This is a genomic window from Croceibacterium aestuarii (assembly GCF_030657335.1).
Classification (GTDB): Bacteria; Pseudomonadota; Alphaproteobacteria; order Sphingomonadales; family Sphingomonadaceae; genus Croceibacterium_B; species Croceibacterium_B aestuarii.
Genome location: NZ_CP131039.1, coordinates 974,108 through 985,894, shown reverse-complemented (window position 1 = coordinate 985,894; position 11,787 = coordinate 974,108). Strand labels below are relative to the sequence as shown.

Here is an 11,787-nt window from a genome sequence, read left to right as displayed (position 1 = left end):
AGCTGCCGCCCCTTCTTTCGTTGGGCCCGTGCCCACCGCCGAGCGGCGTTAACGCGATGACAACCGAGCCGGTCTAAACTGCGCGCGAGAACCTGGCCGATGGCCGGCGCGCCGCACGGGCGCGCACCAGCGGGCGGGACCGGGAGGCCGAGATGGCCACGACGACGCACATTGCCGAGGACGAGCACGTCGGCCGCCGCACCGGCACCGATCGCCGGACCTGCCAGGTGCCGGTGACCCATCCCGAGCGCCGCCGCGCCGAACGCCGTTCGGGCAGCGATCGCCGCACCGAACTGCGCGACCTACCCTAGCCGCCCGACCCGCCCGGACTGCGGCGCTGCGCGCTCTTGTCGAGCGCCCAGGGATTGACGTGCGCGGGATGCGCCGCGGACGCGGCCGCCGCGACCTGCGCGTCGGTCTGCTCCTGCGAGGGAACCGTGCAATAGGCGGTCAGGCACACCCCGGCCGCCCACCACAGCGCCTTCCAGCGGCTGCGGAACATGTTCTGGTACTTGTTGAACATGGCCCCAGCCCTAGCGGCAACCGGTTAAGGCGAGGTTCGCGCACGCCCCCCGGTTCAGGCGTCGTGACCGGCGTCGAGGGTGCGCCGGAGCACTGCGGCGCGCTCGCGCTCGGCGCTCATGTCGCGTTCGGGGTGGGCCTTGATCTCGGCGAGCAGCGCTTCGAGCTCGCGCTCGCGGTCGGCGCGGGTGACGGGATTCATCGTATCCTCCTCTTGGCTTTCACTCAGGCGACGCCGGAGCGGCCGGCGGGTTCCCTCTCCCTCACTCTCTCGCTCCGCCAGCCGCGCCGCCGGCGGCGCAGATCAGGCCGGATCGGCTTCCTCGTCCGGCGCCTCCCAGCCGCCGCGCAGGTGCTCGAAAGCATAGCGGTCGCGCAAGTAGCGGTTGAAATAACCGCCCTTCGAGCGCGCCCCGGCGAGCCCGCGCGCGACCGGTTCGGGCACCGCGTGATAGCGGTAGGTCCGCCCGCCGACGAATTCGACGTCGAGCGTCGCCGCGTCGGGGCGATAGGCATAGCGGCGTATCGCGGTCGAAGGCATGGCAGGACAACGCGCGGGCGCGGGGGAGGCTCCCCGCGACATGGACCGCAAACGCGGTGCGAGAAATGTGTGGCTTTCACCCGCCGCCGCCCGCCGGCCGCGCGCCGCGATCGCACTGCGCGAGGACCTGCAGCATGGCATTATCGTCCTCTTTCCGGGCACTTGCGGCATAGCGGCCGCGGTCCATGACCGTGCGGATCAGCCCGGCCTCGAAGCGGTAGCGCGCGCCGAGCCCTGTGGACTTCGCCGATGCCAAGTCCACACTCTGGTGCGGCTTTCCCAGCGCCGCGTCCCAGGCGGCGGCAAACCCCGCCGCGCCGGGCCGCTTGCGCAACCGGTAGGCGCTCTCGCGCCCCATCCCGACGCGCCGGCACGCCTCGATCACCGAGCGGGTCTCGGCCAGGCAGCCGATGAACCACGCCTGCCGCTGGACGGTCCAGCCGTCCTGGCGCGGGCCGACGGGCACGGGATGGAACAGCGGAACGCGGCGGCGGGTGGGCGGCGCGGTGCGAGGCGAAGGTGTGGGCCAGTGTTTCATGGCCGAGGGTATTAGGCACAGGCGGGGCGTGTAGGAAAATGCAAAATGCGCGCCCTCCCGCGAGGCGGCGCGCGGTGATAGGCTGCGCCGCGATGACATGGCCGCGCATCGCCCGCGCCGCGGCGCTCTACTTCGCCGCGATCTTCGCGCTCGGCTTCGTGCTGGGAACCGCGCGGGTGCTGCTGCTGGCCCCGCTGCTGGGCGAGACCGGGGCGGTGCTGCTCGAACTGCCGGTCATGCTCGCCGCGAGCTGGCTGGCGGCGCGCTGGCTGACCCGCCGCGAGGGCATCGCCGCCGCGCGTGAGGCGCTGGCGATGGGCGCGCTGGCCTTCGCGCTGCTGCTGGCGGCCGAACTGCTGCTGGCGCTGGCGCTGGGCGGCTCGGCCGGAGAGTGGCTGGCCGGGCTGGGGCGCACGCCGGGGCTGCTGGGGCTGGCGGGACAGGTCGGCTTTGCGCTGATGCCGTGGGCCGTGCGCCGACCGGGAGCCGCGAACCGGGCTTAATCGTTCGGTGACGGACGCGCGTGCAGAATGGGCGGCATGGCCCGCAAGCCGTTCAAAGCCGTTCCGCTGCGCGTCGTCGCCAACGCGCCGCCCGCGGCTGCGCCGCGAAAGGAGGACGGGCACTCGCTCTTCTCGCCGATCATGATCATGCTACCGCTGGCGGTGTTCACCGCGGTGTTCGCCTGGGACTGGCCGTCGCGCGATGCGGGCCCGACCGACCTGCCCGCGGTGACGGTGGCGGTGACCGGCGAGGCGCCGCGCCCGCGCGGGTGGGACACCAGCCCGGCCGAGCTCGACGCCGCGCAGCCCGATCTGGCGCAGCTCACCCCGGCCCGCGCGCCTGCGCCCGCCGGGTTCGCGCAGGGGCAGGACCGCGAGAGAGCGCGTTTCGGGCTGTGCAACGGCAGGGGCCGCGCGGGCGGCAACTGCGTGATCGACGGCGACACCTTCTGGTATGCAGGCGAGAAGATCCGCGTGGCCGACATCAACGCGCCCGAGGTGGGTTCGCCCGGCTGCCCGCGCGAAGCCGCGCTCGGCGCGCAGGCGACGACGCGCTTCCTGGCCCTGCTCAACGCCGGCCCGTTCACGCTCGCAGCGAACGCCGACGGAACGGGGCGCGAGCGCGACAAGTACGGCCGCGCGCTGCGTATCGTGACTCGGGGAGGCCGGAGTCTGGGCGGCACGCTGGTCGCCGAAGGGCTGGCCGAGGAATGGCGCGGGTATCGGCGGGACTGGTGCTAGGGCTTGGCATCTCCAATTCGTCATTCCCGCGAAGGCGGGAATCCAGTCGAGACGCCGGACCTGGACTCCCGCCTACGCGGGAGTGACGAAAAGGGTAACGGGCAAAAGCTGCCTTCCGGACCAGCCTAGATCGGCCGCTCCTCAATGTGAGCATTTGCCTGACAGCGGTGACAATAGGCGTAATCGAACACTGCGCCGAGTTGCCAGTGCTGCATGTCGACGTTCCATTCGGCCCACGCGTCCCGAGTGACTTCCTCCGATCCGCAATCCTCGCAGACCATCCGCACTTTGGGTTCTTCCCTGCGCTGCGCCATTGCCGCAAGATGGCGGCGTTCAACGGAGATGGAACCGATGCCTGGCAGAGATTGGTCCGAAGTGGTCGAAGATGCTGTGCGGCAGCACGTCACCAGCATCGGCAGCGCGGAATTCTCCCGGCAGGAGCTGGTCGACGCTAAGCTCGACTGGATCGTAAGTGAAACCGGCTCGCAGGGTCAGACGCCCCAACAGACGCTGAGCCGCGAACTGCATTAGTTACGCGAAGGGTGTACTCGAATTCATCGATGATCGCGGCGCGTATCGACTGGTGGGTTGAAGAAGGACAGGACGATGATCATCGCACAACGCGTGAACGACTACCTCACGAAGCGCAGGCCGGACGAAATATGCGATAGCTGCGTTGCCGACCATCTGGCACTTCGCCACCAGCAGGCCAACCGGGTCACGATGGCGTTGGGAACGACCAGCGACTTCACTCGCGGCCAAGGGTTGTGTGTCGATTGCGACCGCGAACTCGTTACCACGAGGCGCAATTAGGCATGCTGGGATTGGTAAGCTGTTAGCGCAATCCCTGCCTCACCTCCGGCCGGTTCGACGGCGCGGAACGGGCGGACTATTGGCGGTGAGATTACTTCGCTTTCATTCCAAGTTGGGCGCAGTCTTCCAGAGTTCTATCTCAACTCGTCCAAGTTCAATGAAGAGCGACCATTGTTGGAACCGAGCTCGGACATCGGATCCGAGCTTCGGAGGAGACTGAAGGGGGAAAGGTTCAACATCTTCCCAGCCGTTACGCGCGTCTGTGGTAGACAGATGAACCTTGCCGTCAATTATTGTGAGGTCTCCGCGTTGCCCCTCCAAATTGGGATTTGCGTGGCTCGCTAGATTCACCGCGAATTTGATATCGGGGAACAGTAGTCCTTCAAGGCGTCCACCCGTCTGGAGAAGAAACCTCTTGAAGGCTCTTGGCCCTTCAAGTGGTACCACAATTAGGTGCCCATCTAGACCATCGACAATGCTAGGGTATTCGCTTGAGCGCGACGGGAGAAAGAGGCCGAAGACGCTACTCTTGCTGTGTAACTCGGTAATCTCGAAAGCTGAGAGCGGAAGATCAATTTCGTTGCTGGTCAGGCGCATTTCCGCGAACTCCAGGACTTTCTTTGGGGCCTCAGTATCTCACCTCAGCTAAACTCGGCTGAGCTTAATGCTGTCGCACTTTGGGCAACGGAGAGAAGACCAAGTTTGGTTCGTTCGCCTGAGTTCGGACTTCTCACCATCGGTAAGGACGGCTTCCACGAATCCGTAGCCGCAATCATCGCACCTAAATCCCACGGGCTCAGGCATATTCGATGCCAACTTTTGAAAGTAAATTGTCCCACACCATCTTGGCCGCGTCCCTAGCATTCAAAACATCTTCCTCGCGGCCGCCGAATTGAAACATCAATGGCGAAAGGGCTAGCTGGTAGTTGTCGGCTACCACACTAAAGCCCCCGTTTGATGTATTAGATTGGTTATGCTCGCCGAAGAGGAGATCGATAGCGCCCCAAGTTCCGCCTTTGCGTACATGCACAGTTTCGAATCCTCTTTTCACACCTCGATTGATGACCGTGCAGGAGAAGTAGTCACTCTCAAGTGGCGACAAACGACATTCGATTTCCTCAATCGAATTTAGTTCAGCGACAGACGCCTCAAAGAAGCGATACATTTCCTTGAACGCGGTCTCTACGAAGTCGCGTTTGTCCAATTCATCAAATTCGCGCTGAACCCGGTATCTAGAAACAGGGCGCTCCACTTGGGCAACATCGGCTTGACCCTTATATTCAGTCGTGGATCGCTGTCTGGCGAGTGCCCTTAGCCCGGTGACGACATCCAGAAGCGCGACATCTTGATTAGTGAATTCAGTGATAGGCTTTCCATCCTTCGGCAAAGCTCTGAATTGCTGAAGTGGTGTTGATAGCCAATCGCACGGCTTGAAGATGACGGGCACAATGACCGCTGTGCCCTGGATTTCTTTTTCAAGGGCCCGCTTGAATTCCGTTTCATATGCATAGTTCGAGTCGATCCAATCGGGACTAGCGCACGCGAGAAAGATATCAGCATCTTCTAGTTCGGTGCCAATCGTATCGTCCAATCGACGTCCAGCCGTGATTTCCCGGTCATACCACGCGATTATCGTTCCATCGCGGCGCAGTTGCGCGAGATGCTTGTGCAACCTGTCGAGCAGATCGTCATCCGCGTGAGAATATGAAATGAAGACTTTGACAGACATAGCGCGACTCGCTCATTCGTTCATGAAATGAATAGCATATGTTCCGTTTTGTTCCAACTTTCAGCGCAGCTTCCCCGCTCTGCGCCAGCGCTGGATTAGGTCCAGAATGGCGACACCTTGGGTCGTCGGAATAGCACCAATGCCCTCGCAATCTGGGCAGTCGCGCGGGCTATGTAACGTCATTCCACCGCCCGGACGTTTTTCCGGTCGCGGTGTCCAAATGCCGGATCCACTGCATTTCTCGCATTCAGAATAAAGCTTTGAAATTTGTCCTACTCCGCCGCCACACTCCCGGCCTCACCCGTAGCCCCGTCCCCAAACAACCCCGGCCCGTCGTCCTCGGCCTCTTCCTCGTTCGCGGCCTTGGCTTTCTGGCGCTTGTCGAAGCTGGCCCAGACGTCGTTCCAGTTCCCCTTGGTCGCGGCCTTCGAATATTCGGTGGCGCGGGTTTCGAAGAAGTTGGCATGCTCGACGCCGTTGAGCAGCGGGGCGAGCCAGGGGAGGGGGTGGTCCTCGACCATGTAAATGCTCTGCAGGCCGAGCTGGCCGAGCCGCCAGTCGGCGATGTAGCGGATATACTTCTTGATTTCCTTGGCCGTCATGCCCGGCACCGGGCCGGCCTCGAAGGCGAGGTCGATGAAGGCATCCTCGAGCCGCACCGTCTTCTGGCACATGTCGATGATGTCTTCCTTGACCGCCTTGGTCAGACAGTCGCGTTCCTTGGTGAAGGCGTGGAACAGGCGGGTGATGCCCTCGCAGTGCAGGCTCTCGTCGCGCACGCTCCACGAGATGATCTGGCCCATGCCCTTCATCTTGTTGAAGCGCGGGAAGTTCATCAGCATGGCGAAGCTGGCGAAGAGCTGCAGCCCTTCGGTGAAGCCGCCGAACATGGCCAGCGTACGGGCGATGTCCTCGTCGCTGTCGACGCCGAACTGCTGCAGGTAATCGTGCTTGTCCTTCATCTCCTCGTATTCGAGGAACATGCCGTATTCGCTTTCGGGCATGCCGATCGTGTCGAGCAGGTGGCTGTAGGCGGCGATGTGCACCGTCTCCATGTTGGAGAAGGCGGCGAGCATCATCTTGATCTCGGTCGGCTTGAACACCCGGCCGTACTGCTCGTGGTAGCAGTTCTGCACGTCGATGTCGGCCTGGGTGAAGAAGCGGAATATCTGGGTGAGCAGGTTGCGCTCGTGCTCGGAAAGCTTCTGCGCCCAGTCGCGGCAATCCTCGCCCAGCGGCACTTCCTCGGGCATCCAGTGGATCTGCTGCTGGCGCTTCCAGAACTCGTAGGCCCACGGATATTCGAAGGGCTTGTAGGTCTTGCGGGCTTCAAGCAGCGGCATCTGGTGTCTCCGGTTCGCGTCGGCCCCCATATATAGCGATGGAGGCGGGATAAGGGAATCGCTGTCGGGAACTATTTTGCCCGCGCGACTCAAGGCTTGCACGCTATGCCCGCGGGGCGGCGAGGCGAAGCGCGGCAAGGCTCGCGATTGGGGATAACGGAGCGCGCGGCGCACGGCCTGCCGCAAAGCGCGGAACGGCGTGCGCGGATGCGGCGTTGCCGGGGCGTCAAACCCAACGAGGAGATGAACCATGGGCGAGTACGAACCCGACGATTCCCGCATCGTCACGCAGGTGCCGAGCGAGGCCCCCGGCGAGCCGCCGCGCACCGGCCCGCGCGAGGACCAGGCGCGCGCCGAGGCGCGGCGCGACGAGGAGGACGAAGAGGCAACGACACGCCGCGCGCTCGACCGCGCGGCCCGCAGCCCGGAGCAGCGCCGAAGCTAGGCGCTACGGCGGCGCGGAACCGGGCGCGGCGATGAGAGTCTATCCGCCGAAGGAGCACGCACGCGATGTGGTATCACCAGCCCCAACAGCAGCAGCTGGGTGCCCAGATCGGCAAGCGCGGCGGACAACCGCCGGCGTCGTCCGCCGGGACCAGGGAAGCCCACGCCGAGGGCGAAGAAGGCAAGCCGACCGCCCGCGATGCGAGCGGAGCGAAACAGGAAGGCTATTCCGAAGACCGCGGCGGCAAGGGCGAAGACCCGCGCCCGCCGGCGTGACGCGGCGGGCCTAGTCGCGGCGCGGCTTGATCGGCAGCGCCCTGTCGGCGCGCTTCTCGGCCCAGGCGCGGTAGCGGCGGATGATGTCGAGCGCGACGAGGATCGGGGTCGACCACAGCCAGGTCAGCAGCGCCGCCTCGATCCAGTGGCGGGTTTCGGGCAGGCGCATCGAACAGGCGTAGACCTCGGCAAAGCCCTTGGGCGTGCAGGTCGAAGGCCAGTAGGCGTTGCGGAGCAGGTAGACGCCGAGCAGCACCCAGCCGATCTGCGCGATGTACATGACGAGGTAGCGCGACAGGCCGAGCTCGGCGGTCCCGTGGTACTTTTCGGCGCGGATGATCGGCGCTGGCATGGGCACGGGAATAGCCGGCAATGGTTAACAATTCGCCACCGCCCGAAAATTTGCCGCTTTGCTCAGCAGCTTGTCAGGCGCTCTCGCCGCAGCGCAGCAGTTCGCGATAGGCGGCGTCGGCCCCCGACAGGTCGAACGAGCCGAAGTCGGTGGCGCCGACCTTCACCGTCACGTTCTTCGAGCCGGTGACCGCCTTGGCGAGGTCGCCGCTGTGCTCGCTGCCCCAGTCGCCGACGATCCCGTCGAGCCCGCCGCTCAGGTCGGTGAAGGCGGCCTGTTCGCTGAGCCACTCGGAATATGGCACGCGGCCGTCGAAGGTCAGTTCGAGCGCCGCGGTCTTGCCTTCGCGCCGGCGCAGCTCCTGCCAGTCGTTGCCCGCGGCGAGGACTTCGAGGCGGCGCTCGCTGGCATGCCACAGCAGCGCCAGGGTGAAGACGTTTCCGTCAGACCCGAACAGCGCGCTCATCATGCAGGCATCGGGGCCGGTGCGCGAAACCTCCCACGCGCCGACCGTGCGGGCCTGGCCCGGGCCGGCCAGCAGCGCGGCCGCGGCGAGCGCCGAGATACGTAGTCCAAGAGCCATAGCGCCTCTCCCCATGCAATTTCCCGCGCCAACATACGCCAGCTTGGCCGCGGGGCAAAGGCTCGGGCGATAGCGGGCCGCTATTGGCAGGCGAGGCACTCGTCGTAGTCGGTGGTCGGCAGTTCGTACTTCGCCGCCTCGGCGGTGTTGTCCGCCTCGACCCCGCCGGCGAACCCGGCGCGCTGCACCGACTTGGAGCGGAGGTAGTAGAGCGACTTGATGCCCTTCTCCCAGGCCTGGAAGTGGAGCATCATCAGGTCCCACTTGTCGACGTCGGCCGGGATGAACAGGTTGAGGCTCTGCGCCTGGTCGATGAACGGCGAGCGGTCGCCGGCGAATTCGAGCAGCCAGCGCTGGTCGATCTCGAAGCTGGTCTTGAACGTCGCCTTCTCCTCCGGGGAGAGGAAGTCGAGATGCTGGACCGAGCCGCCGCGCTCGAGGATCGAGTTCCACACGGTGGTCGAATCCTTGCTCTTCTCGCGCAGCAACTTCTCGAGATAGGGGTTCTTGACCACGAAGCTGCCCGACAGCGTCTTGTGGGTATAGATGTTCGCCGGGATCGGCTCGATGCAGGCGCTGGTGCCGCCGCAGATGATCGAGATCGATGCGGTCGGGGCGATCGCCATCTTGCAGGAAAAGCGCTCCATCGCGCCGGTTTCCTCGGCGTCGGGGCAGGGCCCGCGTTCCTTGGCCAGCATCATCGAGGCCTCGTTGGCCTTCTGGTTGATGTGCTTGAACATCTTCAGGTTCCAGACCTTGGCCATCGGCCCTTCGAAGCCGATGCCCTTGGACTGCAGGAACGAATGGAAGCCCATCACGCCCATGCCGACGCTGCGTTCGCGCATCGCCGAATAGCGCGCGCGCGCCATCTCCGGCGGAGCGCGGTCGATGTAGTCCTGCAGGACGTTGTCGAGGAAGCGCATGACGTCCTCGATGAACCGCTTGTCCTCGTTCCACTCGTCCCAGGTCTCGAGGTTGAGCGAGCTCAGGCAGCACACTGCGGTGCGATCGTTGCCGAGGTGGTCGACACCGGTCGGCAGGGTGATTTCCGAGCACAGGTTGGAGGTCGAGACCTTGAGGCCCAGCTCGCGGTGGTGCGCCGGCATCATCCGGTTCACCGTGTCCGAAAAGACGATGTAGGGCTCGCCGGTGGCGAGGCGGGTTTCGACCAGCTTCTGGAACAGCGAGCGGGCATCGACCGTGGCGCGGACCGAACCGTCCTTCGGGCTGGTCAGATCCCACGATTCGCCCGCCCGCACTGCTTCCATGAACGCATCGGACAGCAGCACGCCGTGGTGCAGGTTGAGCGCCTTGCGATTGAAGTCGCCCGACGGCTTGCGGATCTCGAGGAACTCCTCGATTTCCGGATGCGAGACGTCGAGGTAGCAAGCCGCCGACCCGCGCCGCAGCGAACCCTGCGAGATCGCCAGGGTGAGCGAATCCATCACCCGCACGAACGGAATGATGCCGCTGGTCTTGCCGTTGAGCCCGACCGGCTCGCCGATACCGCGCACCTGACCCCAATATGTGCCGATGCCGCCGCCCCGACTGGCCAACCAGACGTTCTCGTTCCAGGTGCCGACGATGCCTTCGAGGCTGTCGGACACCGAGTTGAGATAGCAGCTGATCGGCAGACCCCGCCCAGTGCCGCCGTTCGACAGCACCGGGGTCGCCGGCATGAACCACAGCTTCGAGATATAGTCGTAGAGCCGCTGTGCGTGATCCTGGTCGTCGGCATAGGCATCGGCGACGCGGGCAAACAGATCCTGGTAGCTTTCCCCGGGCAGCAGGTAGCGATCGTTGAGCGTTTCCTTGCCGAAATCGGTCAGCAGCTCGTCGCGCGCGGGATCGGTTGCGATGCTGAACCGGCGCGCGTGGACCGCTTTCGAATCGTGCACAGGCGCGGCCACAGCTTTCGCCGCCTCGGCCATGGCGTCTGCCGCCGCCTGCTCGATCACCAGCGAATCGCTGCCACTGTCCTTCTTTTCCATCTCTACCGCCTTTTTCGGGGTCGCCTCGGCGGCCTTTTCCATCGTCTCGAGTTCCAGCTCGCCCAAGCCCATTGCCGCGTCGTCCCCGTTCCGAAATTCCATTGCTCGCAATCCCCCGATGTCAGTTGCGCCGCGACTCCTCCCGGAGCGCGATGTTCCATGTATGTTCGAATCGCGAGAGCGAAAGCTCACCCTAGCAATTCAGGCCGGAGGGCGGGCAAAAACTTATCCCCCGCCTGTCCCCAGCGACGGTTGCCAGAGCGTCCCGAAGTCCCGAATCTGCCCCAGCGCTGGCCTTTCGGCTGCGCGAGCGGAATCTAGGTCTTGTGGGTGTGCCCCGCAACCGAACCACTAGCCATAGTGATTCAATGGCGAATCCTGTTCAAGAGGGTTAAACCCGAATTGACCGTGTTTTCGCGCCCGACCGGCAGGTGTCTTACGCTCGCCATACGGCGCGACGCGCGGGGAAAGCTGGGCCGGCGCGCAGCGCAAGAGTCAAAATGATTTCTCCGAAATTTTTTTTGTCCCCGGCGGGCTATGAATCAAACGAATCCGCCACCGGAATTTTGCAATCGCCCAGCGCCGATCGGCGCAACAATCAATCGAACAGGCACGCGCCCGGATCGTCGGCGCGGCGTCGCGAGACGGCGTTCTGTGCCGGACCGGGCGCGATTTTCGCAACGACGCACGGCTCGGGCTGGAGGCGAATCGCCAGGAGGTAGGGAACCGGCGGCTCCGGGTACGGACTTTCCGACAGGTTGTAGCGCAGGATCAGCGCATCCGGAGTGAAGGCGCCCGCCGAGGGTCCGCGCCATTCCGCTGTCTGGCCGACCGAGCTGAAGCCCCCGCTCCCGAGGCGCGAGAGCTCGAGCGGCGTTTCCTCCCCTTGCGGGTCGATGACAGCCACGGCGTTGCGGCCGTCCGAATCGCTGATGCGCAGTGCGTAGCCGGCCGGCCCGTCGCAGCGCAGCTCGACATAGGGCATCTCCTCGTTCTCTTCGCGCACCTTCGTGCAATCGGTGACCGAGGTGTAGCGCCAGGCACGCGCCCCCTCCTCGTCGCCGGTGTTCTCGCTGGCGGCAGGTTGCGGGTTCGCGGCGACAGAGCCTCGGGCCTCGGGCTCATCCTGCTTCTCCCCGGCGGAACAAGCGGCGGCCAAAGCCGCCAGGACGCAGAGAGGCGCAGCGCAGGCCGCGCGCCGCAAGCGCGGATTGCCGGGCGACGGGGCGGTCACGGCAGCTGCGGGGCCCGGCCCCGCCGGGCCGCGAACAGGCTCGCCGTCTCGCAGACCGGGAGTGCCGCTACGCGCCGGCGGGAGGAAATGCGCTTTCGCCATTCTGCCCGGAAGAACCGGTCACCGCGGGGCCGGTTCCATCGGGCAGCGGCACGGCTCTGCCAAAATCGCTTTCGC

Annotated in this window: 20 protein-coding genes; 7 read left to right on the top strand and 13 right to left on the bottom strand. The window is 65.0% G+C overall.

The features are described 5' to 3' along the window. Nucleotides 1-152: 152 nt before the first annotated feature. Entirely contained in the window at nucleotides 153-311 is a 159-nt protein-coding gene (locus tag Q7I88_RS04725; RefSeq protein ID WP_305097887.1) for a hypothetical protein, read from the top strand. Here the strand turns inward: Q7I88_RS04725 and Q7I88_RS04720 are convergent. The 4 genes from Q7I88_RS04720 to Q7I88_RS04705 form a co-directional block, all read right to left on the bottom strand. Beyond that, nucleotides 308-523, bottom strand: a complete 216-nt coding sequence (locus Q7I88_RS04720; protein ID WP_305097886.1) for a hypothetical protein — start codon at nucleotides 521-523, stop codon at nucleotides 308-310. The two genes, Q7I88_RS04725 and Q7I88_RS04720, sit on opposite strands and share 4 nt — an antisense overlap. Before the next feature lie 54 nt (nucleotides 524-577). Then, nucleotides 578-724, bottom strand: a complete 147-nt coding sequence (locus tag Q7I88_RS04715) for a hypothetical protein (protein ID WP_305097885.1) — start codon at nucleotides 722-724, stop codon at nucleotides 578-580. Between the two features lie 102 nt (nucleotides 725-826). Further along, entirely contained in the window at nucleotides 827-1,063 is a 237-nt protein-coding gene (locus tag Q7I88_RS04710; RefSeq protein ID WP_305097884.1) for a KTSC domain-containing protein, read from the bottom strand. A gap of 76 nt (nucleotides 1,064-1,139) precedes the next feature. Beyond that, on the bottom strand, nucleotides 1,140-1,601 hold the full coding sequence (locus tag Q7I88_RS04705) for a hypothetical protein (protein WP_305097883.1): 462 nt from the start codon (nucleotides 1,599-1,601) through the stop codon (nucleotides 1,140-1,142). Between the two features lie 92 nt (nucleotides 1,602-1,693). Between Q7I88_RS04705 and Q7I88_RS04700 the strand changes: the two genes are divergently transcribed. Both Q7I88_RS04700 and Q7I88_RS04695 read left to right on the top strand, forming a co-directional pair. Beyond that, the gene (locus tag Q7I88_RS04700) at nucleotides 1,694-2,104 is read left to right on the top strand and encodes a hypothetical protein (RefSeq protein ID WP_305097882.1); all 411 of its coding nucleotides are present in this window, start codon (nucleotides 1,694-1,696) and stop codon (nucleotides 2,102-2,104) included. Nucleotides 2,105-2,140: 36 nt separating this feature from the next. Then, a complete protein-coding gene (locus Q7I88_RS04695) occupies nucleotides 2,141-2,845 on the top strand; it encodes a thermonuclease family protein (RefSeq protein WP_305097881.1) in 705 nt (234 codons plus the stop codon). Nucleotides 2,846-2,970: 125 nt separating this feature from the next. On the opposite strand, the gene Q7I88_RS04690 is transcribed toward Q7I88_RS04695, so the two are convergent. After that, nucleotides 2,971-3,159, bottom strand: a complete 189-nt coding sequence (locus Q7I88_RS04690; protein ID WP_305097880.1) for a hypothetical protein — start codon at nucleotides 3,157-3,159, stop codon at nucleotides 2,971-2,973. Between the two features lie 37 nt (nucleotides 3,160-3,196). Here Q7I88_RS04690 and Q7I88_RS04685 point away from each other — a divergent pair, with 37 nt between their 5' ends. Then, a complete protein-coding gene (locus Q7I88_RS04685) occupies nucleotides 3,197-3,376 on the top strand; it encodes a hypothetical protein (RefSeq protein ID WP_305097879.1) in 180 nt (59 codons plus the stop codon). Nucleotides 3,377-3,451: 75 nt separating this feature from the next. Continuing rightward, nucleotides 3,452-3,658: a hypothetical protein gene (locus Q7I88_RS04680; RefSeq protein ID WP_305097878.1), complete on the top strand. Its 207-nt coding sequence runs from the start codon at nucleotides 3,452-3,454 to the stop codon at nucleotides 3,656-3,658. A gap of 102 nt (nucleotides 3,659-3,760) precedes the next feature. Here Q7I88_RS04680 and Q7I88_RS16575 read toward each other — a convergent pair whose 3' ends face one another. From Q7I88_RS16575 to Q7I88_RS04670, 4 genes are all read right to left on the bottom strand, one after another. After that, the gene (locus Q7I88_RS16575) at nucleotides 3,761-4,255 is read right to left on the bottom strand and encodes a hypothetical protein (protein WP_500786079.1); all 495 of its coding nucleotides are present in this window, start codon (nucleotides 4,253-4,255) and stop codon (nucleotides 3,761-3,763) included. Nucleotides 4,256-4,454: 199 nt separating this feature from the next. Further along, a complete protein-coding gene (locus Q7I88_RS04675) occupies nucleotides 4,455-5,387 on the bottom strand; it encodes a toll/interleukin-1 receptor domain-containing protein (protein WP_305097877.1) in 933 nt (310 codons plus the stop codon). A gap of 60 nt (nucleotides 5,388-5,447) precedes the next feature. After that, a complete protein-coding gene (locus tag Q7I88_RS16535) occupies nucleotides 5,448-5,654 on the bottom strand; it encodes a hypothetical protein (protein WP_439648379.1) in 207 nt (68 codons plus the stop codon). Nucleotides 5,655-5,659: 5 nt separating this feature from the next. Continuing rightward, the gene (locus tag Q7I88_RS04670; RefSeq protein WP_305097876.1) at nucleotides 5,660-6,730 is read right to left on the bottom strand and encodes a ribonucleotide-diphosphate reductase subunit beta; all 1,071 of its coding nucleotides are present in this window, start codon (nucleotides 6,728-6,730) and stop codon (nucleotides 5,660-5,662) included. Between the two features lie 250 nt (nucleotides 6,731-6,980). Between Q7I88_RS04670 and Q7I88_RS04665 the strand changes: the two genes are divergently transcribed. Both Q7I88_RS04665 and Q7I88_RS04660 read left to right on the top strand, forming a co-directional pair. Next, nucleotides 6,981-7,175, top strand: a complete 195-nt coding sequence (locus tag Q7I88_RS04665) for a hypothetical protein (protein ID WP_305097875.1) — start codon at nucleotides 6,981-6,983, stop codon at nucleotides 7,173-7,175. Between the two features lie 65 nt (nucleotides 7,176-7,240). Beyond that, nucleotides 7,241-7,450, top strand: coding sequence for a hypothetical protein (locus Q7I88_RS04660; protein ID WP_305097874.1), 210 nt, complete (start codon nucleotides 7,241-7,243; stop codon nucleotides 7,448-7,450). Between the two features lie 10 nt (nucleotides 7,451-7,460). Here Q7I88_RS04660 and Q7I88_RS04655 read toward each other — a convergent pair whose 3' ends face one another. The 4 genes from Q7I88_RS04655 to Q7I88_RS04640 form a co-directional block, all read right to left on the bottom strand. Further along, nucleotides 7,461-7,802, bottom strand: coding sequence for a hypothetical protein (locus Q7I88_RS04655; RefSeq protein ID WP_305097873.1), 342 nt, complete (start codon nucleotides 7,800-7,802; stop codon nucleotides 7,461-7,463). 73 nt (nucleotides 7,803-7,875) lie between these two features. Further along, nucleotides 7,876-8,385: a hypothetical protein gene (locus tag Q7I88_RS04650; RefSeq protein ID WP_305097872.1), complete on the bottom strand. Its 510-nt coding sequence runs from the start codon at nucleotides 8,383-8,385 to the stop codon at nucleotides 7,876-7,878. Nucleotides 8,386-8,465: 80 nt separating this feature from the next. Next, nucleotides 8,466-10,478, bottom strand: a complete 2,013-nt coding sequence (locus tag Q7I88_RS04645) for a ribonucleoside-diphosphate reductase subunit alpha (RefSeq protein ID WP_305097871.1) — start codon at nucleotides 10,476-10,478, stop codon at nucleotides 8,466-8,468. Between the two features lie 496 nt (nucleotides 10,479-10,974). Continuing rightward, nucleotides 10,975-11,712 carry a hypothetical protein gene (locus Q7I88_RS04640; RefSeq protein ID WP_305097870.1) on the bottom strand — a complete coding sequence of 246 codons (738 nt, stop codon included), beginning with the start codon at nucleotides 11,710-11,712 and terminating at the stop codon, nucleotides 10,975-10,977. Nucleotides 11,713-11,787: the final 75 nt, after the last annotated feature.